We start from the raw sequence: 24698 nt of genomic DNA on the forward strand, positions 1-24698 counted from the left end.
GCAGGGTCTGCCGGTCCATGCCGCAGGTTGCGGCCGCGTCCGTGCGCGACTGCCCTTCCAGTACCAAGGCAAGAGCCAGCATGCGTCGCGCTGCGTTCGCGTCCCGACTGCGAGCTGCAGCCTGCCTCAGGGCATCCGCCGACAAGTCCTGCCGCGTGATCACCACCGCCATCGCAAGCCTCCCGAATCGAACCCCCGGGAGACAGCGAATCACGCCCGCCGCAAACCGCGGATCACATGCGAGTCAGTGACCATGGCGGTTGGTATAAGACCGCTTGTCCAGCTTCCGGTTGCGCCAGTACCCGCCATGGATGAACGCGAGCACCGGGGCATGTCCGGCGGCCGGAAGCAGCAGGTCGAGGCTCTGCCGGGGGGATGCGCCGTAGGCGAGGTCTGACCGGACTGTGGCGCGGCGGTGGAAGGCCTCGCTCAGCCCGATCCACCGCTCGAGCGTGCTGGCCACGTCCACGCTGGGCCAGTGCGCAGGCATGTATTCCCGCTCGAGCAGCGCGGCGTCCTGGCCGCTAAACGTCACCGGCATACCTGCTCTCCTCCCTGCTGAAGTCGGGGTCCAGGCGCCACAACGGGGCGTGCAGGCGCTGCCAGCCTTGCCGATGGCACAGAACCGTCCACGCCATTGTAAGGCGCAAATCTTGAGTTCAGGACATACTGGAACTCAAGGGCTAAGAGGCCCTAGACGTGCTGCCCGCCATTGATGTGGATCTCGGCGCCATTCACATAGGACGACGCATCCGAGCACAGGAAGTAGATCGCCTTCGCCACCTCGGCCGGCTTGCCCAGACGCCGCATCGGGATCTGCTCCTCGACGATCTTCTCCGTCCCCGGCGACAGGATCGAGGTGTCGATCTCCCCCGGCGAGATCGCGTTCACCCGGATGCCAAGCGGCCCGAAGTCATGCGCCATCTCGCGCGTCAGCGACATCAGCGCCGCCTTCGAGGTCGCATAGGCCGCCCCGGCGAAGGGATGCACCTTGCTCCCGGCGATGGAGGTGACGTTCACCACCGCCCCCTTGGTCTTCTGCAACTCCTCCACCAGCCCGCGCGCCAGCATGATCGAGGAGAAGAAATTCACCTGGAACACCCATTTCCAGTCGTCGATCGCGGTGTCCATCGTGCCGAGCCGCGCCCCGCCTGCCCCCTTCGGCGAGATGCCGGCATTGTTGACCAGCGCATCCAGCCGCCCGCCATCCGGGATCAGCCGCTCGCGGATTTCCTCGATCGCCCGCACCGTGTCGCCGGCATCGGACAGGTCGGCCTGGATGTGGTCCTCGGGCCCCATCTCCCAGGGGCATTCCTCGGGGAAGGGCTGGCGCGAGACGGTGACGACGCGCCACCCTGCGGCCGAGAAGACCTTGACGGTCGCATGTCCGATGCCGCGCGAGGCGCCGGTCAGCAGCAGCACGCGCCGACTCTGATTGGGCGTGTGGCGGACCACGGGGGTTGGCATCGACATCGGGGGAACTCTCTCTGCGGGTCCGGGGCGCAGGCTACGCCGCCCGGCCCGCTTCGGCCAGCAGCTTGCCGGTAGGGGAGGGGGCTCGCGCCCCTACTCCGCCGCCTGCGACATCTGCCGCGCCGCCATCCAGGCCTCGCCCCAGCGCATCAGCGCCAGCAGCACCGGCTCCAGGCTCCGCCCCTCGGCGGTCAGGCTGTACTCCACCCTTGGCGGCACCTCGGCGAAGACCGTCCGCACCACCAGCCCCGCCTCCTCCAGCTCGCGCAGCTGCTTCACCAGCATCCGCTGCGTCACCCCGCCCAGCTTCCGCCGCAGCGCGTTGAAGCGCAGCGTCCCGTCGAGCAGATGGTAGAGGATGACCCCCTTCCACTTGCCGTCGATCAGGTCGAGCGCCGCCTCCACCGGGCATCCGGGGGCGCAGTCATAGCGTTTCCGCTTCATTGGGGGCGGTATCCAAACGGGTACTATGTGCCGAATTATGCCGTATCGCGCCGCGCGGCACCACGCCCCATCCTCCACCCACCCCATCGAGGAGACCCGGCGATGTTCGCCATCGGCTACCGCACCCCGTCCCCCATCACCGCCCCCGAGGCGCTGGTCGAGCTCGACCTGCCGAAGCCCACCCCCGGCCCGCGAGACCTGCTCGTCGCCGTCGAGGCCGTCTCGGTGAACCCGGTCGACGTGAAGCAGCGCGCCGCCGCCGCCCCGCCCGCCGGCGGGGCCCGCATCCTCGGCTTCGACGCCGCTGGCACCGTGGAGGCCGTCGGCGCCGAGGTCACCCTCTTCCGCCCCGGCGACCAGGTCTTCTACGCCGGCGCCATCGACCGCCCCGGCAGCAACGCCACCCACCAGCTTGTGGACGAGCGCATCGTCGGCCCGAAGCCGCAAAGCCTCGGCTTCGCCGAATCCGCCGCCCTGCCGCTCACGGCGATCACCGCCTGGGAGTTGCTCTTCGACCGCCTCGGCATCCCCCGCGAGGGCGGCGAAGGCCAAAGCCTGCTGATCGTCAACGGCGCGGGCGGCGTCGGCTCCATCCTCACGCAGATCGCCCGCCAGCTCACCCGGCTGACGGTCATCGCCACCGCCTCCCGCCCCGAGACCACCGACTGGTGCCGCGCGATGGGCGCCCACCACGTCATCGACCACCGCCAGCCGCTCGACGAGGGCCTCGCCGCCATCGGCATCCCCGCCGTCAGCCACATCGCCAGCCTGACCGCGACCGACCGGCACCTCCCCGCTATCGCGCGCGCCATCGCCCCGCAGGGCCGCGTCGCCATGATCGACGACCCGGCGACGCTCGACATCGTCCCCTTCAAGCGCAAGAGCGTCTCCCTGCACTGGGAGCTGATGTTCACCCGCTCCCTCTTCGGCACGCCCGACATGGCGGAGCAGCACCGCCTGCTGACCGAGGTCTCCCACCTGGTCGATGCCGGTACCCTCCGCACCACCATGACCTACCATGGCGGCCGTATCGACGCCGCCAACCTCCGCGCCCTGCATGCGCTACTGGAAAGCGGCCGCAGCATCGGCAAGGCCGTGCTGGCCGGCTTCGGTTGAGGTCCCCACGCCACGGTTGAGCGGCGCCGCGGCCAGGGCGACCCCTCGGCACGCGGAAGCCTTGGCGCCCGGCGGCGCGCTTGTGTAACTAGGCGGCGTGCGCGCAATCCTCCTCCTCGCCTGCCTTGGCAGCCTGACCCTCGCCGCCCCCACCCCGGTCCTCGCCACCCGCCCGGCCGGGCCCATCGTCGTCGCCCAGGCCGCGCCCAGCCCCGCGCTGCTCCGCCTGGCCGACCGCCTCCGCCGGCTGGAGGAGGACGGTCTCGACCCCCGCGCCTACGCCATCCCCGCCGATGCCGAGGCCGAGCGCGACCCCTCTGCCTGGCAGTCCGCCCTGCTTCGCGCCTCCATCGCCGCCCTGACCGACTTGCTGCACGGCCGCGTCCATGACCTGCCGAATCGCCTCGACCTCCGCCGCGACACCGCTGCTACCCCCCTCGGCCCCTGGCTGACCCAACTCCAGGCCTCGCCCGACCCCGCCGCGCTGATCGACCGCGCCGCCCTCCTCGCGCCGGAGGCCGCCCCGCTGAAGCGCGCGCTGGCCACCGCCCGCGCCCGCGTCGCCGCCGGCGGCTTCCCCCAGGTGCCGCCCATGCCCGGCACGGAGGCGCTGGAGCCCGGCACCGCAGACCCGCTCCGCGTCCCGGCGCTCCGCGCCCGCCTGGTGCTGATCGACCCGGTGCTGGCCGCCAATCCCGGCGAGGGCGACACCTATGATGAGCCGCTGGTCGCCGCCGCCCGCCGCTTCCAGGCCGCCGAGGGGCTGGAGGCCGATGGCCGCATCGGCCGCCTCAGCCTCGCCGCCCTCAACCGCCCGGCCGAGGCCATCGTCCGCCAGCTCCGCATCGCCCTCGACATGCGCCGCGCCGCCCCCCGGCCGCCCGCCGAGCGGCATATCGAGGTCAACATCCCCTTCCAGTCCTTCACCATGGCCGAAGGCGGCCGGACCCTGCTGGAGATGCCGGTGATCGTCGGCAAGCCCTCCCGCGCCACGCCGATGATGCAGCTCCGGCTCAACGCCGTGCAGTTCAATCCGCAATGGGGCGTGCCCGAGCGCAACGCGCGCGAGGACCTGCTGCCGCGCTTCCGCCGCGACCCGCGCGCCATGATGGAGAAGGGCTTCCGCGTCTACAGCTATGTCGACGGCCAGCGCGTCGAGGTCGATCCCACGACGATCGACTGGTCGAGCGTGAACCCGCAGCGGTTCCCCTATGTTGTCCGGCAGGATGCGGGCGAGATCAACGCGCTCGGCCGCATCAAATTCATCATGCCGAACACCGAGGACATCTACATGCACGACACGCCCGACCGGCACCTGTTCCGGCGCCCCGACCGGGCCTTCTCCTCCGGCTGCATCCGCCTGGAGAAGCCGATGGAGCTGCTGGACGCGCTGCTGCAGGGCGTTCCCGGCTGGGACCGCGCCCGGGCCGACCGCGTGCTGGCCAGCCGCGTCACCACCGGCCTCGCCCTGCCGCGCGGCATCCCCGTCCGCCTGCACTACACGACGGTTGTGGTGGAGAAGGGCGAAGTGCGGATGCGCCCCGATATCTACGGACTCGACGCCGCCTATGCCCGCGCGCTGGACGCCGGCCGCACCCGCGTCGCCAGCGCCCCCCTGGCCGCGACCGGCGCCCGCTGATGGACTGCCCCTGCTGCTCCCGCCGCGGCCTCCTCCGCGGCGCCCTCGGCCTCGGCCTCGCCTGCACCGGCATCGCCGTTTCCCCTGCCCAGGTCCTCGGCGGCGGCCCCCGCAGCCTCGCCATCCAGCGCGTGCAGACCGGCGAGAGCTTCGAGGGCGCCTACTGGCGCGACGGCCGCTACGACCGCGCGGCCCTGCAACAGCTCGACTGGCTCCTCCGCGACCCCTCTATGGAGGAGGCGACGCCCATGGACCCCCGCCTCTTCGACGTCCTCGCCGCCGTCGCCCGGCAGATGGAGGCGACCGAGGGCTACCAGGTCATCAGCGGCTACCGCGCGCCGGAGACCAACGCCGCCCGCGCCCGCGAATCCCGCCGCGTCTCCCGCGCCAGCCTGCACATGTCGGGCATGGCCGCCGATGTCCGCCTGATGGGCCGCGAGAGCCTCGGCATGGCGAGGCTCGCCGCCGAGATGCAGCTGGGCGGCGTCGGCCTCTACCGCCGCGACGGCTTCGTCCATCTCGACTGCGGCCCCATCCGCCGCTGGTGATCCCGGCCGGACCCGCCCCGGCCACCTCCACCCTTACGGCCCCCCGAGCACCCCCGCACAGGCCGCCGGCATCTGCGGCGCCGGCCCCGGCGGCCGGGGCGCCGGCCGCCGCGCCTCCGGCGTCAGCCACCAGGCGAGCGAGGCATCGCAGCCATCCCCCGGCGGCGGCGGCGCCTGCTCCCGGCACTCCGCCTGGCCGGCCGGGCAGCGCAGCCGCACATGCATGTGGCTGTCATGCCCCCGCCAGGGCCGCACCCGGTGCAGCCAGGCCGCCCCCGAATCGGTCCGGCACAGCTCCCGCTTGATCGCATGGTTGACCAGCACCCGGTCCACCCCCGACTGCTCGGCGGCCAGCCGGATCAGCGCCGCATGCCGCGGCCGCCAGACGCGGGGATCGACCCCGCTCTCATCCGGCAGCACCAGCGATGGCACGGTGACATCCTCCCGCGCCGCGGCCGGCAGGGCGGGCTTCGGCGACAGCTCCAGCCAGACATCGACATCCAGCCCCGTCTGATGGCTCGCATGCCCATACGGCATCGGCCCGCCCCGCGGCTGCCCCATATCGCCGATCCAGAGCGCCGGAAAACCCTGGGCCTGAGCCTCCGCAGCGAACCGCTCGACGAAGCGAACCAGCGCCGGATGCCCCCAATGCCGGTTGCGCGAGACCCGCACGGCCTGCCACCCCGGCCCGTCGGCCGGCAGCGCCACCGCGCCCGCGATGCAGCCGAGCCCCGTCCCGCCGACGATCCGCGCCGGCCCCGGCGCCGGCACCTTCGCCGCCGCCCAGGGCCCCGGCTGATCGATCCTTTCCGCCGCCGCCGGCCCCAGCGCCGCCAGCAGCATCACCACCCCCCAACGCCAGCCCCGCATCGGCGACTCCCCGGTCCATCCGGGCAGTATGCCGAAGCGGGCGGCGCCCAGCAGCCAGGCCGCGGGACGCCTGGCCGGATCAGAAGCGGCGTTCGAAGACGGTGATGGTGTCGCCCGGCTGCACCACGCTGTCCCGCTTCGCCCGGTATTCCATCGCCCTGCCATCCGGCCCGATGCGGGTGACGGAGACATAGTCCTGGATGGCGCGGTAGTTGAAGCCGCCCGCCACGGCGACGGCCGTCAGCACCGTCATCCCCGGCTGATACGGGAACTGCCCACCCCTCTCGACCATGCCCAGCACGAAGACGGGGCGGTAGGTGATCACCTGCACCGCGGCCGAGGGATCGCGGAACAGGTTCTTGTCGCGCATCTCCTTCTCGACGGCGCGCTCGATCTCGCTGGTGGTGAGGCCCGCCGCGCGCACCGTGCCGATCAGCGGCAGCGCGATCGTCCCGGCGTCGCCGACGCGGAAATCGCCGGTGAGGCGCGGATCGTTGAAGACCGTGACACGGAGCTGGTCCTCCGGCCCGATGCGGTAGGCCGAGATCGGCACCTCCGGCAGTAGCGGCAAGTTGGCGCCCGGCGAGGCGCAGGCCGCCACGGCACCAAGCAGCATCAGGGAGAACACGCGGCGAGATTGCATCGTCTGGCTTTCCTTTCGTGAACCGGGTCAGTGACTGACCGGGTCAGGGACGCACGCGAACATGGCCGTCATGCGGCGATGTCCGCATCAGGCGACATGTCTCTGCCAGACATCGCGCGATCGGCACATTCGCGTTTCCTTGCGTTAATGGTTCATCACGCTGATGTTTGCGCTACGCAGCGTTGTTCCCTCGCCCGTTGGTTGACCCTCCTCTTCGCCAACGCGTATTGCCCAAACCTCCGCAGCCATTGCCGCGAAGGGAAGACACACCCCCTATGCTCGACAGACCGGTAGAATCGCGGCCTCCCTCGAACGAGCGGAAGCCACAGCTCCGTGCGCCGGCACCCGTCGCCACGCCGATCGAGCCGGAAGGCCTCACCGTCACGGCGTTGCTGGCGGCGCTCCGCCGGCGGCGCTTCGTGCTCTTCCTTTGCGCGCTGCTCTTCCCGATCGCCGCCTTCATCGCCGCCAAGGAGCTGACGCCGCGGTATACCGCGACGTCCACGGTGATGTTCGAGCCGACCGACTACCAGGCGACCGAGCTGCAGAGCATCCTGCGCGACGAGACGACGACCGACGCGGTGCTCGCCAGCCAGGTCGATGTCATCCGCAGCCTCTCCGTCGCCCGGCGCATCGTCCGCCAGTTCGACCTCACGGACCGCGAGGAATTCTCCTGGTGGGTGAGCGAGGCGAAGCGCCCCGAGCAGCTGCTCTACCGCATCCAGGACGGCCTCGCGCGGCGCATCGCCACGCTCTCGCCCGACCTCGCCGACCTGATCGCGCCCGAGGCGCCGGTGCCGAGGCCGAGCCCTGAGCGCGCCGAGATCTCGGCCGCCGAGCGGCTGCGCGACAAGATCCTCGTCACCGTCGTGCGCAACTCGCGTGTGCTGACCATCGCCGCCACAACCGAGGACGCGCAGCTCTCGACGGACATCGCCAACATGGCGTCGGAGCTCTACATCTCCGACCAGCTGGAATCGAAGTTCAACGCCGTGCGCCGGGCGAGCGAGTGGCTCGACGGCCGCGTCGCCCAGCTCCGCCGCGAGCTGCAGACGACCGAGAGCCGCATCGCCGAGCTGCGCAGCCGCTCCGGCCTGACGCGCGGCGTGAGCGCCGGCCTCGGCACCGAGCAGGTCAGCAAGATCAACGCCGACCTGATCGACGCCCGCAACCAGCTCGCCACCGCCGAGGCCCGCCTCTCGGCCGCCCGGCGCGGCGGCGGCGCCGACCTCACCGCGCTCGGCGCCTCCAACCTCACCGGCTCGCGCGCCGCCCGCGACGACGCCCGCCGCGAGGTGGAGCGCCTGCAGGCGACGCTCGGCGCCAACCACCCGGATGTGCGCGCCGCCCGCTCCCGCCTCGCGGAAGCCGAGCGGAACGTCTCCGGCGAGACCGGTCGTGTGGTCCAGGCGCTGGATGCGGAGGCACGTGCCGCCCGCGCCCGCGTCGCCAGCCTCGAGGATGCGCTGAGGACGCAGGAGAGCCTGCTGAACCAGAGCTCCGGCGCCGAGATCCAGATCGCCGCCCTGGAGCGCGACGCGGACGCCTCCCGCAGCCTGCTGAAGGCGGTGCTCGAGCGCTCGCAGCAGACCGTCTCGCAGACCGCAATCGAGAAGCCGGATGCCCGCGTCCTCTCGCCCGCGACGGTGCCCGGCCGGCCGAGCTTCCCGAAGATCCCGCTCTTCGTCGCGGCCGCCACGATCCTCGGCATCCTCTTCGGCCTGCTGGTGATCTGGTTCCTCGAACAGGCCGACAGCACCATCCGCTCCGGCGACGAGGTCCGCTCGGGCCTCGGCCTGCCCTGCCTGGCGCTGGTGCCGATGCTGAAGCGCGGCCTGCTCGGCCGCCACAAGGTGGAGGACTACGTCGTCCGCAAGCCGCTCAGCCCCTTCTCGGAGAGCATGCGCACGCTGCGCGCCGCCCTCTGGCTGGGCTCCGAGCCGCCGCGGGTCGTCGTCATCACCGCCGCCCGCCCGGGCGAGGGCAAGACCACCACTTCGGTGGCCCTGGCCCGGTCGGCGGCGATGAACGGCGAGCGCGTGCTGCTGATCGACTGCGACGTGCGCCAGCCCGCCCTCGGCCGGGTCTTCCGCTGCGAGGGCGCGCCGGGCGTGACCGACCTGCTGCTCGGCCAGGCCCTGCTGGAGCGGATCATCCGCCGCGACCACCTCTCCAGCCTCGACTACATCCCGGCCGGCGCCGCCGAGATCCACTCCCTCGGCCTCTTCATGTCCGAGGCGATGGCCGGCCTGCTCGACCGGGTGCGGCGCGACTACGACCTCATCATCCTGGACGCGCCGCCGGCGCTCGCCATGGCCGATGCCCGCGTCGTCGCCCGCCTCGCCGATGCCACATTGCTCTGCGTAAAATGGCGCGACACGCCGCGCTCGGTCGTGCGCAACTCCCTCGGCCTGCTCGAGGAAGCGCATGCCCGGGTCATCGGCGCCGCGCTGACGCAGGTGGATGCCAAGGTGCATGGCCGCTCCGGCTATGCGGATGCCGAGGTCTACCACCCGCGCTATGGCGGCTACTTCCGGGAGTAAGCCCTCGATGGGTCGGTATCTGGTGACGGGCGGGGCCGGCTATGTCGGCAGCCATGTGGTCAAGGCGCTGGTGGACCGTGGGGATGAGGTCGTCGTCATCGACGACCTCCGCCAGGGCCACCGCGCCGCGGTGCCGCCCTCGGTCGAGCTCGTCACCGCCGACCTCGCCGACCGCCGCCGCGTGGCGGAGGTCTTCGCCGGCTGGAAGTTCGACGCCGTCCTCCACTTCGCCGCCCTTTCCCTGGTCGGCGAGTCGATGCGCGACCCGCTGCGCTACTGCATCGACAACCTCTCCAACAGCCTGATCGTGGCGGATGCCGCCGTGAAGTCCGGCTGCCTCCGCTTCGTCCTCTCCTCCACCGCCGCCCTCTTCGGCTTCCCCAAGCGGATCCCGATCGACGAGGCGGCCGATGTCGCCCCCGTCTCCGCCTATGGCGAGAGCAAGCTGATGGTGGAGCGCGGCCTCGATTGGGCCGACCAGGTCCATGGCTTGCGCTCCGCCTCGCTGCGCTACTTCAACGCCGCCGGCGCCGACCCCTCGGGCACCATCGGCGAGGACCACGACCCCGAGACGCACCTGATCCCGCTCGCCATCGGCGCCGCCATGGGCACCCGCCCGCCGCTGACGGTCTTCGGCACCGACTACCCGACGCCGGACGGCACCTGCGTCCGCGACTACATCCATGTGACGGACCTCGCCGACGCCCATCTCCGCGCCCTGAGCCGGCTGGAGCGCGGCAGCTGCCGCTTCAACATCGGCAACGGCACCGGCTATTCTGTGAAGCAGGTGATGGATTCCGTCGAGCGCATCAGCGGCAAGCCCGTCCCCCACAGCCTCGGCCCCCGCCGCCCCGGCGACCCGGCCGTGCTGGTCGCCTCCTCCGCCCGCCTCCGCGAGGAGACCGGCTGGACCCCCCGCTTCGGCGCGCTGGACGACATCGTTCGCACCGCCTGGGCCTGGCACTCGGCCCACCCCAAGGGCTTCGCCGACCGCGGCTGACGCTTCCGCTGGACTTCGGCCGGGATGGGCGGTATAGGATTATCCACCCAATTCTGAGCCATGCCCAATCCACCGGACGGGCGGGCAATACCGGCACGCCCGCCCATCCGGCCGGTACCGGATGTGTCTGGACAATCACCCGCGAGCCTGAACTAGCATGCGACCGCTGTGGCGAGCGACGTCCGAAGGCCTCCGGCCCGTTCCATGGCCGGTTGCACACGGGTGCAGGTTGTCGGGCGTCTCTCCGATGCGGCTGCCCCGGCAGCTCGAAGCAGAGGCGGACAGGACATGGCTCAAGCGCCGAAAAGCCCTGATCACATACGCAGGCAGGACATACTCGAGATCTTCGCCGAGGCGCAGGCCGGGCGAAATGCCGGCGCAAGGCCGGACGACGATACCGAAGGCCTGACGATACGCGACGACATCAATGTTCGGATTTCGGCACCCAGGGGCAGCGCGATACTCGGCGCGGCACTCCGCGCCGCCGGGGTTTATCCGCCCGGTCACGGCTATCACGCCCATCACATCGTGCCCCAGCGCATCCAGGGGGCCACGACCGCCAGAGGGATCCTGGAGAGAGCCGATATCGGAATCGACAGTGCCGAGAACGGAGTCTGGCTTCCGGGCACTTCATCAGCCGTGAATCTCGACGGCTCCCATATCCACCAGGGAATTCACTCGGCGGAGTATCTCAACCAGCTGACGCGCATCCTCGCGGTGGCCGAGAAAACGCAGGGTTCTGAAGGTGTCAGGAGCGCGATGGCCCGGCTGCGCCTCACGATCCACGAGGCGGAAGCCCGATCCTGAGCACCGGCATGCCGCTGGCCGAGGCAACGCTACGGCTCGGCGGGATCAAGCCCTAAATTCCTCAAGTCCGGCCTGGAAAACAGGCCTTTCAAGGCTTTGGCGCTGCCGGGATTTGAGGGATTGAAGAGTCCGGTGGCCGCTTCTCCCCGGGCGCAAGCCCACCAGGCAGCGATGGCCTGGGGAGCGGTCAGTCCGTCAGCCTGTCCACCGCCGGCACTCGCCGCAGCACCAGCACCTTGAGCAGCACCGGCAGCGCGACGCCAGCCGTCATGGCGGCGACGGCATGCAGCGGGAACCACGCCTCGGTCCAGCCGAAGCCGAGCTTCATCAGCACCGCCTTGGTCCCACCGATCGCCAGCGTGTTGAACAGGTAGATCGCCATGGAGAACCCGCCGAGCACCAGCGGCCACTTCCACTGGGCAACCGGCGCCAGCCTCATAGCCCCATGTAACGCCGGAATGCAGGACAGCCCGCACAAGATCATAGGCGCAGCTGCAGGCCCCGGTCGAACTGCCGACAAGCGCGGCCCGACCCAGCCGAGTGCCGCTAGAGTAAGGGCCGCGGCGAAAACCGCCCACCAGACAACCTGCCAGCGCTCAAAGAGCGGCAGGAAACGTTCCTCCCGCTCCGCTACCCATAGCCCGGCAGCGAAAAAAAGAAAATGCGAGGCGAAGCGGTCGAGATAGGCCACCGCCGGTACGTCGATGAGCTGTAGGCTGAAGCCGAGCACCAGAAACCCCGTCGACCCGACGCCGAGCCGGCGCAGCCCCATTGCTACCAGGGTGCAGAGAAAGAGAACCAGCAGATACCAGACGGAAGTAGCCGGGCTGTGACTCGTCGTCCAGAACAAGTCCCGCAACCCGCCCATCAGCCCCTGCGGCGGATTGTCCACATGTACCAGCCGCACCGCGATGAGCTTCGAGGCAAAGATCGCAATGCCGATGGCGAAGAAGGGCACTAGCAGCCGGACCGCCCTCTGCCGCACCACCCGCCCTGGCGGCTTAGCTAGCGAGTTGGAGAGCGCCACCACAGTGCCGCTGAGATAGAGGAAAAAGGGCATATGGAAGCAGTAGACGAGGTAGCGCACCGGCTCGTACCACTCAATGCCCGGTGGCACCCGCTGCGCCACGATATGCCCGAAGACGACGAGCAGGATGGCAATGCCCCGTGCCCGGTCGAGATCAAGGCGCCGCTCCCGCTGCACCGTCGGCGGCGCCGCAGCCACCCCCTGGTCCGGCATCGCCTCAGCCCGTCCGTGCCGGCCGCCAGGCATAGGCCCCGGCCGAGGCGGAGGAAGAGTGGCGCCGCCCATGCCGCGCCTGCTGCGCCTCCGCCCGCCCACGGGCCAGGATCGCGCCGATGACGCAGAACAGCATGACGGATGTGCTGGCGATCAGCGTGTTGTCGAAGCCGCTATGCAGCAGGAAGCCGAGCAATGCCGCCCGCAGCACCAGCCGCTCACGCGCGGCGAGGCTTCTCGACCCCCACCACATCCAGGCCACGATCGAGAGGAAGATCGCCGCGCAGCCGATGATCCCGCCATCGATCGAGAGCCGCAGGTACTCGTTATGCGCCGCCGTGGTGCCGAGCAGCTTGATCAACGGGTCGTCGGGGTTGACCAGCAGCTTGCCCGCCCCGAGCCCGTAGCCGAAGAGCGGCCGGTCCTCGATGGCGTCGAGGAAGTAGGGCCACATCAGGTCGCGGCCCGAGGCGTCGGTGCCCTGGCTGATGAAGCGCTGCATGGCATAGGCGATCACCGGGCTCAGCAGCAGCAGCCCCGGCACGGCGCCGCCCATCACCAGGTCCACCTTCCGCCGCAGCGGGAAGATGTGCTTGTTCGACAGGAAGAAGACGATGCCGAGGAAGATCACCACCGTCGCCAGCGGCATCCGCGCCTGGGTCGCCAGCAGCACCGCGAGGTCGAGCCCGGCGATGATCAGCCAGATCGGCCGGAAGCCCCGCATGTATTCGAGGGTTGCGGCGAAGATCGCCGTCTCGCAGAAGCCGGCGAGGAAGGGCGCGCTGTGCATCCCCTGGAAGCGGCCCAGCGTGTCGATCGCCGGATAGAGTCCCGCCAGATGGGTGAAGAGGCTGGTGAAGGCGCTGATCAGCGGCACGAGGGTCGCCCCGCGAATGATCCAAGTCCAGATCCTCTTCGGTGCGAGACAGAAGCCTAGCACGAAGGGCGCGGTGGAGCCGATGAAGCTGCGGATCATGTCGCCCGTCGACCCGATCCGCCCCATCGGCAGCACGACGATGCTGATCGCGGCGATGGCCGTATAGGCGAGGAAGGGCCAGTTGATCGCGTTGGTCGGCCCGTAGCGCAGCAGCAGCACGGCGGCGAGGGCGAAGGGCACCACCTTCACCACCGCCGAGCCGAGCGCCGCGGCCGCATTGCCGCCCGCGCTCGCCAGCATGCCGCCATCGAGCTGGATGTCGACGCCGAGCCCGTAGATCGCCACCAGCCCCGCCACGATCGCCAGCGGGAATTGATAGACCGCGAGCCCGAGCAGCAACGCCACCATAGCCGGCAGCAGGAGCAGCAGGAGCCCCGGCGCCAGCAGCGCGAAGAGCAGCATCAGCGTCGCGCCGAACAGCGCGATCAGGACCTGGGCGAGGGGAGATGTCAGGCTCGGCATGCCAACGGTTCTGTCACGCAGCCCCGGCGCGCACCAATCAGCCTTCCGTCAACCCCGCGCGTCACCCGCAACCGTGACCACTCCGGGGGATGCGCCGGGGCCATGGGTTGTGGCAGCGATGCCTCCACTGAACGACGAGGCGAGGATCGATGCAGGGCCCACACCACCAGGCCGCCCCCCGGGATGCCGCGCTGACCCGGCTGCGTTTCTTCCTGATCGGCTGGGTGATCCTCTACCATCTCGACCTACCGCTGCGGGTCAGCCTCGGCCTACCGGCGCTGGCGCCGGTGCTGCAGCACGGCTATCTCGGCGTCGACGGCTTCTTCCTGCTCTCGGGCTTCGCGCTCTGGCTCGGCTATGGCGCCCGGCCGCCCTGGGGCCGGGCCGGCATCGCGGATTTCCTCCGCCGCCGCTTCGCCAAGATCTGGCCCCTGCACGCCCTGGCGATGCTGGCGCTGGCCCTGCTGGTCGGCCTCGCCATGGCCGCCGGCCTCACCATCCGCGAGCCGGAGCGCTTCGGCCTGCGCGACTTCCTCCTGCAATTCTTCCTGGTGAATGCCTGGGAGACCACCTCGCGCCATACCTGGAACTACCCCTCCTGGGCGCTCTCGGTGGAATGGGCCGGTTACCTCGCCTTCCCCTTGATCCTCGCCGGCCTGATCCGCCTGCCGCGCCTCGCCGTGCCCGCCCTGCCGCTGCTCGGCTTCGCCGGCATCGCCGCGCTCGACGCGCAGGATCCGAATATCGGGCTGAATTACACGCTGCATCTCGGCCTGCTGCGCTTCGCCCTGGAATTCGCCACCGGCCTCGCCATCGGCCGGCTGACGACCGAGGGGCTGCTGCCGCGCGCCGCACTCTGGCCCGTTCTGCTGGCGCTCCCGGCGGGCCTCGTCCTCGAATGGGATGCGCTGACCGTGCTCGGCCTCGCCGCGCTGATCCCGCTGTTGCGCCGCCCCGTGCCGCCGGCCGCGGCGCCCGCCCGGCCAGACCTGCTGCTCCGCCTCGGCGAGGCCTCCTTCGGCGTCTATCTCTGCTGGGTCTTCATCGAGGCCGGGCTCGTGCTGGTGCTTCGCCGGATCGACCCGGGCCTCGAGGGCCGCATCGGCCTAATGGCCGCCGGCTTCCTCGCCAGCCTCCTCGCCGGCTGGCTCGCCTGGCGCTTCATCGAGGTGCCGGCCAATCGCTGGCTGCTGGGCCGCCGCCCGCCCCGCGCGGCCGCCCCGGCCAGCGCGGTCTCCGGCAAGGCCTGAAGCCTCAGCGCGCCGACATCATCCCCGGCGGGATGATGTCCGGCTTCGGCATCGGCTCGTCGCCATTCTGCAGCCGCCAGTCGCGGCCATGGCTGTAGGACCAGAGCGTCGCCGGCAGGCGCAGCTGCTTCAGCTCCGGCAGCACCCGCGCCAGGTCGGCGGCCCAGGCCGCGCGGTTGGTCTCATGCCCGAAGGCGCCGCCCAGCTCGCTGACGATGACGGGGATGCGGTTGCGGTCCCGCCAGGCCGCCACCGCCTGGAATCGCCCCGGCGCCTGCGTGCCTTGGTAGTCGTGCGCCTCGGCGATGGTGTTGGGGTCGGCCGGCAAGGCGCATTCGACCAGCGAGCGCGCACTGTGCCACTCATGCCCGCCCCACATCAGCGTATGCCGCGGCGCTGCCCGGCGCAGCTCGGCGAGCAGCCGGTCGCGCACCGGCATCCAGACCGCATTGTTGTCGAAGACCGGCTCGTTCAGCGGCGCCAGCACCACCATCGAGGGGTCCGTCCGCTCGGCGAAGAATTGCGCCCGCGCCCGCATCCCCTCCCAGTCGCGGTCGGCCCAGGGCTTCTTCTGGTAGAAGAAATCCGCCATGCCGAGGAAGACCGGCAGCCCGGCCTCAACCGCGTCCTTCACCGCATTCAGGTACAGGCCGGGGATATCCATGCTGGAACCGGTCTGGCCGATCTCCGGCAGGAAGATGCGGGCATGGTCGAAGCCGGCCGCGCGGAAGCCACGCCACCAGCCGACACCGAGGCGCCGCGGCTGGTTGTCCTTGCTGATGGTGTACCAGCGCTCGAGATTGGCGCCGAGCCTGAGCGTGGCGAGCCGCCGCCGCATCGGCGGCTGCTCTTGCGCGGAAGCCGGCACCGCGAGGGCGCCGGCCAGCGGCAGGGCCAGCAGGCCCCGACGGGTCGTCACGGCTTCAGCCGAAGCGGAAGGCGGCCGGGGCGGCATCCTCGGGTGCAGCGGCCGACTGCTGCTCCTTCATCCGCGCCTCGACCTGCTTCAGCAGCCCGGTGAGGCTGGTGACCAGCGAGGGCAGCTGCACCAGCGGCACCACCAGCTGGCCGCAGGGCGTCGGCTTCCCTTCGGCCCCGGTCTGCGCCAGCGTCATCCGGGCAACGCCATAGGTGACGCTGGCGTCGAGGATGCCGTCGGCGAAGATGGTCACGCGGGTGTCGCTCATGGGTGGTCCTATTGTTCGCGGAAGGCGCGGTGGAAGCTGTCCCGGATCGGCTGGGTGATGTAGCGGAAGAAGGTCCGCTCGCCGATCTTGATATGGGCTTCCACCGGCATCCCGGGGGTGAGGAAGACATTGGGCAGCGACGTCAGCTGCTGCTGATCGATCAGAATGCGCGCTGGGTAGTATTGCTGCCTTGTCTGCTCGTTGGTGGTCACGTCCGCGGCGATCCAGGTCACCTCTCCGTGCAGGTAGGGCACCAGCCGCTGCTTGAAGGCCGGCAGCCGCACCTCGGCATGCAGGCCGGGATAGACCACGTCGATGTCGTTCGGCTGGACGTTCACCTCGGCGATCAGCCGGTCGTGCTGCGGCACCAGGTCCATCACCGACTCGCCCGGCTTGACGACGGCGCCGACGGTGAAGAGGCGCAGGTTGACCACCGTGCCGTCCTCCGGCGCGGTGATGTCCCGCCGCGTCATGACGTCGGAGGCGGCACGCAGCTTCTCCTCGGCCTCGGCGAGCCTGCCGCGGACGTCGCGCAACTCCTGGCCGTTCTCCTGCATCCGCTGGTCGATGGCCTGGCTGGTCTGCTGCTGCGCCTCGGCGATCGCGGCGTTGGCGCGGTCGATCTGGCCGGTCAGGTCCTGGATGCTGCCCTCCAGCCCGGCGAAGCTGCGCTGGAGCGCGAGGAGCTGCGGCAGCCGCTGCAGGCCCTGAGTGACCAGGGTGCGCGTCATCTCCTCCTCCTGCTTGATCAGCGCGAGCTGGCGGCGGGTGGAGGCGAGCTGGCCGCGGGCGCCGGCGATCACCGCCTGCTGCTGGTCGATGCGGGCCTGGAAGACCTGCACCTGGCTGGCGAGGCTGGCCATCCGCGCCTCGAACAGGGCGCGCTGGCCGGTGACGCTGTCGAGCGCGCGGGCATTGCTGGCGTTCAGCAGCTCGGGCGGGAAGCTGACATCACGCGCGCGGCCGATCTCGGCGCGCAGCCGCGCCTCCTGCGCCATCAGCGCCCAGCGCTGGGCGCGCTGCGTCTCGAGCGTGGCATCGGCCTGGATGTCGTCGAGGCGGACGAGCACCTGGCCCTTCTCCACCTTGTCGCCGTCGCGCACCAGGATCTCGCGGACGATGCCGCCCTCGAGATGCTGGATGGTCCGCCGCGTGCCCTCGACCTTGACGACGCCGGCGGCGATGGAGGCCTCGGCCAGCGGGGCCATGACCGCCCAGGCCGCGCCGCCCACGACGAAGAACAGGAAGACGACCATGCCGAAGAGCATCGTCCCGCGGGTGCGCGGCGCCGGGGCGTCGAGCAGCGGGTCGAAGGGGAAGGACGGCAGGGTGCCGCCAAGATCGGTGCGGATCGGCGCCAGGGCGCGCGCACCGGTGAGGACGGGGAGCTTCGGCTCCTGGGTGGTGACGCTCATCGGGCGGCGCTCCCTTCAAGGCGGGCAACGGGGGCGTTCTGGACCTCGGCGGGGCGCGGCGGCGTCATCAGCCGCTTCAGCACCTCGGCGCGCGGGCCGAACATCTCCATCGCGCCATCCTTCAGCAGCAGCACCTTGTCGACGCCCTGGACGAGGGTCGGCCGGTGCGAGACGAGGATGACGGTGGTGTCCTGCGCCTTCAGCCGCTCCAGCGCCTGGGTCAGCGCCGCCTCGCTGTCGCCGTCGAGGTTGCTGTTCGGCTCGTCGAGCACGACCAGCTTCGGCCGGCCGAACATGGCCCGCGCCAGGCCGATCAGCTGCCGCTGACCGCCCGAGAGGTACTGGCCGCTGTCGCCGATCTCGGTCTCGTAGCCGTTCGGCAGGCGAAGGATCATGTCATGGCAGCCGGCGAGCTTGGCGGCCTCATAGACCGCGTCCGGCTCGGCCTCGCCCATGCGGGCGATGTTGCGGAAGACGGTGCCGTCGAACAGCTCCACATCCTGCGGCAGGTAGCCGACATGCCGGCCGAAATCCTCGCGCATCCACTGGTAGACATCGGCGCCGTCAAGCCGGACGGTGCCGGCCGAGGGCGGCAGCGTGCCGATCAGCATGCGGATCAGCGTCGTCTTGCCGGCGGCGGAGGGGCCGATGACAGCCAGGCTCTCGCCCGGGCTGAGGCTGAAATTCACGCCCTTGATCATGGCAACGCCGTGGCCCGGGAAGGCATAGGAGACGCGCTCGACCGAAACCTTGCCGACCGGCTCCGGCAGCGGCAGCCCCGGCGGGCGCAGCCGCGGCATGGCGAGGAAGCTCTGCAGCCGGCGGAAGCTCTGCCGGGCGGAGACCAGCTGCTTCCAGCCGCCGATCATCTGCTCCACCGGCGCCAGCGCGCGGCCCATGATGATCGAGCCGGCGATGGAGGCGCCCGAGGTCAGCTCCTGCTGCAGCACCAGATAGGCGCCGGCGCCGAGGATGCCGATCTGCACCGTGAGGCGGCAGAACTTCGTCATGGCGACGAGGAAGGAGGCGCGGTCGGCGGCGCGCTGCTGCGGGACCGTCATCGCCGCGACCGATTCCCGCCAGCGGCCGATGACCGAAGGCAGCATGCCCATGCTGTCGATCACCTCGGCATTGCGCGAGATGGCATCCGCCCGGCGCTGCGAGGCCATGCCGGCGGTGTTCGCCTCCTTCAGCAGGGCGGAGGTGGCGACCTCGCTCGCGAGCGTCAGGCCGAACAGCACCACCGCGCCGCCGAGGGCGATGAAGCCCATCACCGGGTGAAGGAGGAAGATGACGCCGATATAGATCGGCACCCAGGGCACGTCATAGAGCGAGAGCGCGCCCGGCGAGCCGAGATAGCCGCGGCAGACCGCGAGGTCCCGCAAGGCTTCCATCCGGTAGGGGCGGCCGCGCAGCGTGCTTTCAAGGGCGCGAACGAAGCCCTCCGGCGCCACGCGGTGCTCCACCCAGCTGCCGATCCGCTGCATCACCTTGCCCCGCACGCCCTCGAGGATGGCGAGCACCGCCGTCGCCAGGATGGCGATCAGCGACAGGTAAAGGAGGGTATCCAGCGCCCGGCTCGACAGGACGCGGTCGAAGACCTGCATCATGTAGATCGAGGTGGTGAGCTGCAGCAGGTTCACGACGCCGCTGAAGACGCCGACGAGGATGAACTGGGTCCGGCAAGCCCGGAGCGCCCGGCGCAGCGGGGTATCCGCCGCGGCATCGGCCCCGGGAAGAAGGGTGCGGGAATGGGACATGCGTCAGCCTGCCAGGCGGCCGGCGAGGCCGGCCAGGGTTTCGGGATGCAGCGCGAGCCAGCCGCCGACGGCGCCGATGATGACGAGCGCCACCAGGTTGGCGGCGACCATGCGGAGGAAGCCGGGCGGGTGGCGGAGGCGGCCGATCTGCTCGGCCACGGCCTCCTGGCGGATGCGCTCTATATTGTTGTGCAGGTAGCGCAATGCGTGGTCGCAGAGCGCAGTCTCAGCCTCCCGCTGACAGCGGATGACGGTCTCGCGGCTGGCTTCATCCCCACGCTCGGCGGCGAGGGCGAAGGCGAGGAGGCCGGTGATCCGGTCTTCCGTCCGGAAGGCCGTGGGGTCGGCGGGGGTCGTCACGGCCTGAACGGGGGCCGGCGCGGGTTGCGGCCTGAGGGTTTCGACATTGGCCATACTGGGCTCCATCCTGGGCCGGCCATGGGAATGCCATGATACGCCCGAAGGAGCGAATCGGCCTATCATTCCGCATGGCTTGCACGCTGTCGTCCCGAACCGGGGGGTATGGGACAGGGGCGCCTGGGGTGGCGCTTGAAGGGTATACGCACTCCGGTTTCCGTGAAATGCAACCCTAAACCCGAGAAGTTTCCGCACGGTAACCGCCCAAAGAGATGCCGTTCCGTATCGATCATGGTCTTGGGTCCTTTGCGGCAGTCATGCCACACCCTGTGCGCAAGTGGCACACCAGCCGCCAAACACGACAGGATGTGATCGTTGCCTGCACACTGTGGCGACAACCCGTGCTAGGCAGAGCCGGGGCTCATATTGACGAGGAAATGGTGGTGAAAAGCTTTCGGAGCTGGGGGGTTCTGGGCCTGATCGTGGCTGCCCTGCCGCTGGGGAAGGCGCAGGCCCAGCTGGGCGACTCGCCCGAGGTCCAGCGCGGCATCACCGTGGTGAACCGGCAGCGGCCGGATTACGACCCGCTCGGCGTCCGGCTTGGCGGCTTCCGCCTCAATGGCGCGGTCGAGGCCGGGCTGGGCTGGGACAGCAACATCTTCGGGCGCCGCAGAAACGTGGTCTCCGACGGCTTCGCCGAGGAGCGGGGCAGCCTCAACCTGCGCAGCGACTGGACGACCCATGCGGTCGGCGTCTCCGCCAATTCCGTCAACCGGCAATATTTCAGCGAGAGCCGGCAGGACTGGAACGACTGGGATGTCGGCGGCTTCGGGCGCTACGACTTCTCGGCCGACACGTCGCTCCAGGGTCAGTACCGCCATTACCGGGCGCATCTCAACGTCTATAATTTTGATGTCCAGGCCGCCGGCATCGTCCAGCCCGTCGCCTACGAGTCGGACGAGTTCTCGGTCACCGGCAATACGAGGCTGAACCGGCTCGGGCTGATCGCCCAGGGTGTGTACCGGACCTTCGACTTCCAAGACACGATCATCCGCAACACCCTGACCCCGGTGTCGCAGAACAGCTTCAACACGGCGATCGGCGCGGTCGGCGGCAGTTATGCGCTTGCCCCGGGTCGGAACATCACCACCATCGTGCGCGTCCAGGACATCAAGTACACCGAGGCGATTGCCAGCCGGCGCGACAGCTTCACCTGGGAAGTGCTGAGCGGCTTTGACTACGATTTCGACGGCGTCTGGCAGGCCCGCATCGCCCTCGGCTGGCGGCAGCGCGAGTATAACGGGCCGGGGATCAAGACCCTGCAGGGCCCCGCGGTCGAGGCGGCTGTCACCTATGCGCCGACCCAGCTGACCACGGCGCGCTTCCGGCTGACCCGGACGATCGAGGAATCCATCCGCCAGGATTCGGTGAGCTACCAGCGCACCCAGGTCGGCCTGACCGTCGACCACGAATACCTGCGCAACGTGCTGCTGCAGGGCGACCTGCTCTACGACCGCCGCGAATACGAGAGCCCGAACCAAACGGCGGCCGATGGCGTGGTGACGCTGACGGCGCGCTACCTGCTGAACCGGAACGCCTCGGTGATCGCCAGCTATGCCTATCGGCGGCGGCTTGAATCGACGGGCGGGTTCCAGGAATTCGACCGCAACCTGCTGCAGGTCCGGCTCCGCCTTGGCATCTGAGGCTCCGGTCAGGCGTCTGCTCGATGTCGATTTCGCTGACCTTCCATTGCAGGACGTGCTCGCCCTGCTGGCGGAGCGGCCGGCGGAGGCGCCCTTCGGCTATGTCGTAACGCCGAACTCCGACCATCTGGTCCGGCTGGCCCGCGACCCGGCGATGCGGCCGCTCTATGACGATGCAATGCTGCGGCTGCTCGACAGCCGGGTGGTGGCGCGGCTCGCCGGGCTGATGGGGCTGGCGGCGCCGGCGGTGGTGCCGGGCAGCGACCTCACCGCCGCGCTGATGCAGGCGCTGCCGCCGGACGAGCCGGTCACGGTGATCGGCCTGGCGCCGGCGGCGCTAAAGCGGCTGGCGGCACGGACGGGGCTGCGGCGGATCGCCCATCACAATCCGCCGATGGGCTTCGACCGCGACCCGGCGCAGTTCGAGGCGGCGGTGCGCTTCATCGAGGAGAATCCGGCGCGCTACACCTTCCTTGCCGTCGGCTCGCCGCGGCAGGAGCGGGTGGCGCAGGCGGTGGCGACGCGCGGCAAGGGGAGGGGGGTCGGCCTTTGCATCGGGGCGAGCCTGCTCTTCCTTACAGGCGAGGAGCGGCGGGCGCCGGTCATTGTCCAACGGGCAGAGCTGGAATGGGCCTGGCGGCTGATGCAGGACCCGAAGCGCCTCGCCCGACGCTACCTGGTGGACAGTCCCGCCATCATCGCCCTGCTGCGGCGCGAGGCAAAGCGGGCGGCCCTACCCCCGCCGGCTGATGATCCGGGCCACCAGCATCAACACCGCGCCTAGCAGGATTACCCCGTAGGTCCGAGGATCCGCCCGCAGCGCATCGAGTACCGCCTCCGGAATCCAGAGCAGCGCATCCCAACCGCAGAGATGCGCCAGCACGCCGAGCAGCACGAGCAGGGTACCGAGGCTCCAAAGCAACCGTGCCATCCCCGCCTACCCGGCCCGGAAGGCGATGGCGTTACGGAGTGCGTGCACGATCAGCTCCATCCGGCGCTCGAAGCCGGCGGCGGCTTGAGGGCGCCCGGCCTCCTCGGCGCCGACCACGCCCCGGAGGACGGAGGCTTCGAGCTGCTTCGCCATCTCATTCATGGAGGCGAGGGCGGCTTCGGCGCCGCCGCCCTGCATGGTGGCGCGCAGCACGGCGATCTCACCGAAGGCCGCGGCCAGGGCCGTCTCCAGGGCGATGATCTCGCCACGCAATTCGTCGCTCTTGTCCTCGGGCATCCATGTCAGGTGGGGGCGGCGGCGGCCGGCCTCAACTGGCCTTGGCACTCGGCAGGGCCGACAGCACCTCAGCCCGCACCCGCCGGCTAAGGCCGCCGCGGTGGGCGGCGTCGTTGCGGGCAAGGTAGTCGCGGGCCGCGGGCGTCAGCCGGTAGAGCGTCTCCATCCCCGGCGCAGGGCGGAAGCGGCGCCAGAGGCTGACCGCCGCGGGCCCGGCCTTCAGCCCCTGAGCGAGCACGCCGTTGCGGGCGCCCTTCACCTGATAGGCGAGGAAGCGCGGCAGCAGCGAGGCCGGGGCAAGGCCGTATTTCAACCCGATATAGAGGCGGTTACGGACGAAGTGGAACCAGCGGGTGCCCGACCAGGCGAAGCGGTGCTCGCCGCTGACCTTGTGGCGCACGGCGATGTCGCCGCGGTAGCGGATGCGCTGGCCGGTATTGATGGCGCGGAGGGCGAAGTCGAACTCCTCCCAGCAGAAGAAGAGCGCGTCGTCATAGCCGCCGGTGCGCTCGAAATCCCGCCGACGGATCGCATGGCCGGCGCCGACGAAGGTGGCGACGTCGAAGCTCTCCGCGGCGCGCGGCAGCAGTCCGGGCGGGTAGCCCCAGGAAGAGAAATCCTCCGCGCCCGTGTCGAAGACCAGGATGCGGCAGGCAATGGCGGCGATGTCCGGCTCTGCATCCAGGGCACGGAGGGCGCGGGCGAGGGTGTCGGCGTCCTGGAATTCGGCGTCGTTGTCGAGGGCGAAGATCATCCGGCCCCGGCCGAGGGCCGTCGCCCGGTTGCGGCCGCCGGCGACACCCCAATTGCGGTCGAGCCGTACCAGCGTCGCATCCGGCGCGTCCCCGACGGCGGCGGCGAGGCGAGCGAGATTCTCGGGCTTGCTGCCCTGGTCGGCGATCCAGACATGTTTGGAAAGCCCGGTCTGGGCGCGGGCGGAGGCGATGGCGGCCACCGTCTCCTCGGCCCGATCCATCGCCAGGATGATGATATCGGCATCCACCTCGCCCGCCGGGCCAATCGCGCCAGCGACATGCTCGGGGGCCGGGTAGGGGCCGAGGCTCATGCGCGTTCCTCGAAATCGGGCGCGGGCAGGGCAAGATAGGCGATGCGCTTCGCCTCCTGCCGGCCGCGCGTCACCGTATCGAGGACGAGGCCGCAGACGAAACTGAGGAAGGAAAGCAGCACCAGGCCTGTCGCCAGCACCGCCGTCGGGAGGCGGGGGACGAGGCCGGTGGCGAGGAAGGTCTGCAGCAGCGGCACCGCCAGCATCAGGGCGAGGAACAGGAGGATGCCGCCGGCCACGGAGAAGAACATCAGCGGCCGCTCCCGCTGCACCAGGGTGATGATGGTGCGGAGGATGCGGAAGCCGTCGCGGTAGGTGTTGAGCTTGCTGGTGGAGCCGGCGGGGCGCTCCTTGTAGAGGCTCGGGACCTCGCCTACGGGCAGCTTCAGTTCGAGGGCGTGGACGGTGAACTCCGTCTCCGTCTCGAAGCCGGCGGCGAGCGCCGGGAAGCTCTTGACGAAGCGGCGGGAGAAGACGCGGTAGCCAGAGAGCATGTCGGAGATGCGGTCGCCGAAGACCCAGCGGACCATCCCGGTCAGCACGGCATTGCCGAACTGGTGCCCACGCCGATAGGCGGCGGCGGCGATCGCCTCGGGCGTGCGGCGCACGCCGGTCACCATGTCGAGGCGGTCGGAGAGGAGCAGGCGCAACATCTCCGGCGCGGCGGCGGCGTCGTAGGTGTCGTCGCCATCGACGAGCACATAGGCATCCGCCTCGATATCGGCGAACATGCGCCGCACGACATGGCCCTTGCCCTGGAGCTGCTCGTTGCGCACCACGGCGCCGGCGGCGCGGGCGGCGGCTGCGGTGCGGTCCTTCGAATTGTTGTCATAGACGTAGATGGTGGCGTCCGGCAGGGCGGCGCGGAAGGCGGCGACCACGCGGGGGATCGCCACCTCCTCGTTGTAGCAGGGGATCAGCACGGCAACCCGTGGCGCGGTGCTGTAGCCCGGCAGCAGTGTCGCACCGGGCGTCAGATGGGTGTCGGGCAAGGCGCTCTCCGGCATGGT

The 24698-nt window shown here is 70.3% G+C and carries 25 protein-coding genes and 1 pseudogene; 9 read left to right on the forward strand and 17 right to left on the reverse strand.

The genetic code is table 11. The features are described from left to right. The 4 genes and pseudogenes from EP26_RS37530 to EP26_RS17990 form a co-directional block, all read right to left on the reverse strand. Positions 1 to 172, reverse strand: a pseudogene (locus tag EP26_RS37530) (IS630-like element ISAli3 family transposase); the annotation flags it as partial. Between the two features lie 72 nt (positions 173 to 244). Continuing rightward, on the reverse strand, positions 245 to 541 hold the full coding sequence (locus EP26_RS17980; protein ID WP_043340617.1) for a hypothetical protein: 297 nt from the start codon (positions 539 to 541) through the stop codon (positions 245 to 247). A 152-nt stretch (positions 542 to 693) separates the two neighbouring features. Beyond that, on the reverse strand, positions 694 to 1473 hold the full coding sequence (locus tag EP26_RS17985) for an SDR family NAD(P)-dependent oxidoreductase (protein ID WP_157033610.1): 780 nt from the start codon (positions 1471 to 1473) through the stop codon (positions 694 to 696). Positions 1474 to 1566: 93 nt separating this feature from the next. Further along, positions 1567 to 1917 carry a winged helix-turn-helix transcriptional regulator gene (locus EP26_RS17990; RefSeq protein ID WP_043340621.1) on the reverse strand — a complete coding sequence of 117 codons (351 nt, stop codon included), beginning with the start codon at positions 1915 to 1917 and terminating at the stop codon, positions 1567 to 1569. A gap of 102 nt (positions 1918 to 2019) precedes the next feature. Here EP26_RS17990 and EP26_RS17995 point away from each other — a divergent pair, with 102 nt between their 5' ends. The 3 genes from EP26_RS17995 to EP26_RS18005 all read left to right on the forward strand — a co-directional run bounded on the left by EP26_RS17995 (position 2020) and on the right by EP26_RS18005 (position 5220). Then, positions 2020 to 3033, forward strand: a complete 1014-nt coding sequence (locus tag EP26_RS17995) for a zinc-binding alcohol dehydrogenase family protein (protein ID WP_043340624.1) — start codon at positions 2020 to 2022, stop codon at positions 3031 to 3033. Positions 3034 to 3130: 97 nt separating this feature from the next. Further along, positions 3131 to 4672, forward strand: a complete 1542-nt coding sequence (locus tag EP26_RS38165) for a L,D-transpeptidase family protein (RefSeq protein WP_052389336.1) — start codon at positions 3131 to 3133, stop codon at positions 4670 to 4672. Beyond that, positions 4672 to 5220: a DUF882 domain-containing protein gene (locus tag EP26_RS18005; RefSeq protein ID WP_043340626.1), complete on the forward strand. Its 549-nt coding sequence runs from the start codon at positions 4672 to 4674 to the stop codon at positions 5218 to 5220. Before EP26_RS38165 ends, EP26_RS18005 begins: the two co-directional genes overlap by 1 nt. Positions 5221 to 5253: 33 nt before the next feature. Here the strand turns inward: EP26_RS18005 and mepA are convergent, their stop codons facing one another. Together mepA and EP26_RS18020 are read right to left on the reverse strand one after the other, a co-directional pair. Further along, positions 5254 to 6090, reverse strand: a complete 837-nt coding sequence (gene mepA, locus EP26_RS18010) for a penicillin-insensitive murein endopeptidase (protein ID WP_052389337.1) — start codon at positions 6088 to 6090, stop codon at positions 5254 to 5256. A 79-nt stretch (positions 6091 to 6169) separates the two neighbouring features. Then, entirely contained in the window at positions 6170 to 6733 is a 564-nt protein-coding gene (locus tag EP26_RS18020; RefSeq protein ID WP_043340628.1) for a polysaccharide biosynthesis/export family protein, read from the reverse strand. Positions 6734 to 7008: 275 nt separating this feature from the next. Here EP26_RS18020 and EP26_RS18025 point away from each other — a divergent pair, with 275 nt between their 5' ends. The 3 genes from EP26_RS18025 (at position 7009) to EP26_RS18035 (ending at position 11083) form a co-directional block, all read left to right on the forward strand. Then, on the forward strand, positions 7009 to 9276 hold the full coding sequence (locus tag EP26_RS18025; RefSeq protein ID WP_043340629.1) for a GumC family protein: 2268 nt from the start codon (positions 7009 to 7011) through the stop codon (positions 9274 to 9276). Between the two features lie 7 nt (positions 9277 to 9283). After that, a complete protein-coding gene (galE, locus tag EP26_RS18030; protein WP_043340631.1) occupies positions 9284 to 10276 on the forward strand; it encodes a UDP-glucose 4-epimerase GalE in 993 nt (330 codons plus the stop codon). Between the two features lie 288 nt (positions 10277 to 10564). Continuing rightward, positions 10565 to 11083, forward strand: a complete 519-nt coding sequence (locus tag EP26_RS18035; RefSeq protein ID WP_043340632.1) for an AHH domain-containing protein — start codon at positions 10565 to 10567, stop codon at positions 11081 to 11083. A gap of 187 nt (positions 11084 to 11270) precedes the next feature. On the opposite strand, the gene EP26_RS18040 is transcribed toward EP26_RS18035, so the two are convergent. Both EP26_RS18040 and EP26_RS18045 read right to left on the reverse strand, forming a co-directional pair. Next, complete coding sequence (locus EP26_RS18040; RefSeq protein ID WP_052389338.1) at positions 11271 to 12323, reverse strand: acyltransferase family protein; 1053 nt, start codon at positions 12321 to 12323, stop codon at positions 11271 to 11273. Positions 12324 to 12327: 4 nt separating this feature from the next. Next, positions 12328 to 13722 carry an O-antigen ligase family protein gene (locus tag EP26_RS18045; RefSeq protein ID WP_043340634.1) on the reverse strand — a complete coding sequence of 465 codons (1395 nt, stop codon included), beginning with the start codon at positions 13720 to 13722 and terminating at the stop codon, positions 12328 to 12330. A gap of 149 nt (positions 13723 to 13871) precedes the next feature. On the opposite strand from EP26_RS18045, the gene EP26_RS32125 reads away from it, so the two are divergent. Further along, positions 13872 to 14972 carry an acyltransferase family protein gene (locus tag EP26_RS32125; RefSeq protein ID WP_052389339.1) on the forward strand — a complete coding sequence of 367 codons (1101 nt, stop codon included), beginning with the start codon at positions 13872 to 13874 and terminating at the stop codon, positions 14970 to 14972. A gap of 4 nt (positions 14973 to 14976) precedes the next feature. Here EP26_RS32125 and EP26_RS18055 read toward each other — a convergent pair whose 3' ends face one another. The 5 genes from EP26_RS18055 to EP26_RS18075 are packed head-to-tail and all read right to left on the reverse strand — an operon-like array spanning position 14977 to position 19748. Then, positions 14977 to 15891 carry a glycoside hydrolase family 5 protein gene (locus EP26_RS18055; RefSeq protein ID WP_043340635.1) on the reverse strand — a complete coding sequence of 305 codons (915 nt, stop codon included), beginning with the start codon at positions 15889 to 15891 and terminating at the stop codon, positions 14977 to 14979. 4 nt (positions 15892 to 15895) lie between these two features. Further along, the gene (locus tag EP26_RS18060) at positions 15896 to 16159 is read right to left on the reverse strand and encodes a hypothetical protein (RefSeq protein ID WP_043340636.1); all 264 of its coding nucleotides are present in this window, start codon (positions 16157 to 16159) and stop codon (positions 15896 to 15898) included. Between the two features lie 8 nt (positions 16160 to 16167). After that, positions 16168 to 17574 carry an HlyD family type I secretion periplasmic adaptor subunit gene (locus EP26_RS18065; RefSeq protein ID WP_052389340.1) on the reverse strand — a complete coding sequence of 469 codons (1407 nt, stop codon included), beginning with the start codon at positions 17572 to 17574 and terminating at the stop codon, positions 16168 to 16170. Next, a complete protein-coding gene (locus EP26_RS18070; protein ID WP_052389341.1) occupies positions 17571 to 19334 on the reverse strand; it encodes a type I secretion system permease/ATPase in 1764 nt (587 codons plus the stop codon). The genes EP26_RS18065 and EP26_RS18070 overlap by 4 nt, the downstream gene beginning before the upstream one ends. Positions 19335 to 19337: 3 nt before the next feature. Further along, entirely contained in the window at positions 19338 to 19748 is a 411-nt protein-coding gene (locus EP26_RS18075; protein WP_043340637.1) for a hypothetical protein, read from the reverse strand. A 386-nt stretch (positions 19749 to 20134) separates the two neighbouring features. Between EP26_RS18075 and EP26_RS18080 the strand changes: the two genes are divergently transcribed. After that, entirely contained in the window at positions 20135 to 21394 is a 1260-nt protein-coding gene (locus EP26_RS18080; RefSeq protein WP_169747428.1) for an outer membrane beta-barrel protein, read from the forward strand. Further along, positions 21384 to 22178, forward strand: a complete 795-nt coding sequence (locus EP26_RS18085; protein ID WP_245624441.1) for a WecB/TagA/CpsF family glycosyltransferase — start codon at positions 21384 to 21386, stop codon at positions 22176 to 22178. Before EP26_RS18080 ends, EP26_RS18085 begins: the two co-directional genes overlap by 11 nt. Here the strand turns inward: EP26_RS18085 and EP26_RS18090 are convergent. From EP26_RS18090 to EP26_RS18105, 4 genes are read right to left on the reverse strand one after another with little or no spacing between them, the layout of a single operon-like run. Further along, a complete protein-coding gene (locus EP26_RS18090; protein ID WP_043340639.1) occupies positions 22128 to 22325 on the reverse strand; it encodes a hypothetical protein in 198 nt (65 codons plus the stop codon). The genes EP26_RS18085 and EP26_RS18090 overlap by 51 nt on opposite strands. Before the next feature lie 6 nt (positions 22326 to 22331). Further along, on the reverse strand, positions 22332 to 22622 hold the full coding sequence (locus EP26_RS18095; protein ID WP_043340640.1) for a hypothetical protein: 291 nt from the start codon (positions 22620 to 22622) through the stop codon (positions 22332 to 22334). 31 nt (positions 22623 to 22653) lie between these two features. Further along, positions 22654 to 23688, reverse strand: coding sequence for a glycosyltransferase family 2 protein (locus tag EP26_RS18100; RefSeq protein ID WP_043340714.1), 1035 nt, complete (start codon positions 23686 to 23688; stop codon positions 22654 to 22656). After that, positions 23685 to 24680: a glycosyltransferase family 2 protein gene (locus tag EP26_RS18105; protein WP_245624442.1), complete on the reverse strand. Its 996-nt coding sequence runs from the start codon at positions 24678 to 24680 to the stop codon at positions 23685 to 23687. The genes EP26_RS18100 and EP26_RS18105 overlap by 4 nt, the downstream gene beginning before the upstream one ends. Between the last annotated feature and the right edge of the window lie 18 nt (positions 24681 to 24698).

Origin of the sequence: Belnapia moabensis DSM 16746, assembly GCF_000745835.1 — a bacterium.
Taxonomy (GTDB): domain Bacteria; phylum Pseudomonadota; class Alphaproteobacteria; order Acetobacterales; family Acetobacteraceae; genus Belnapia; species Belnapia moabensis.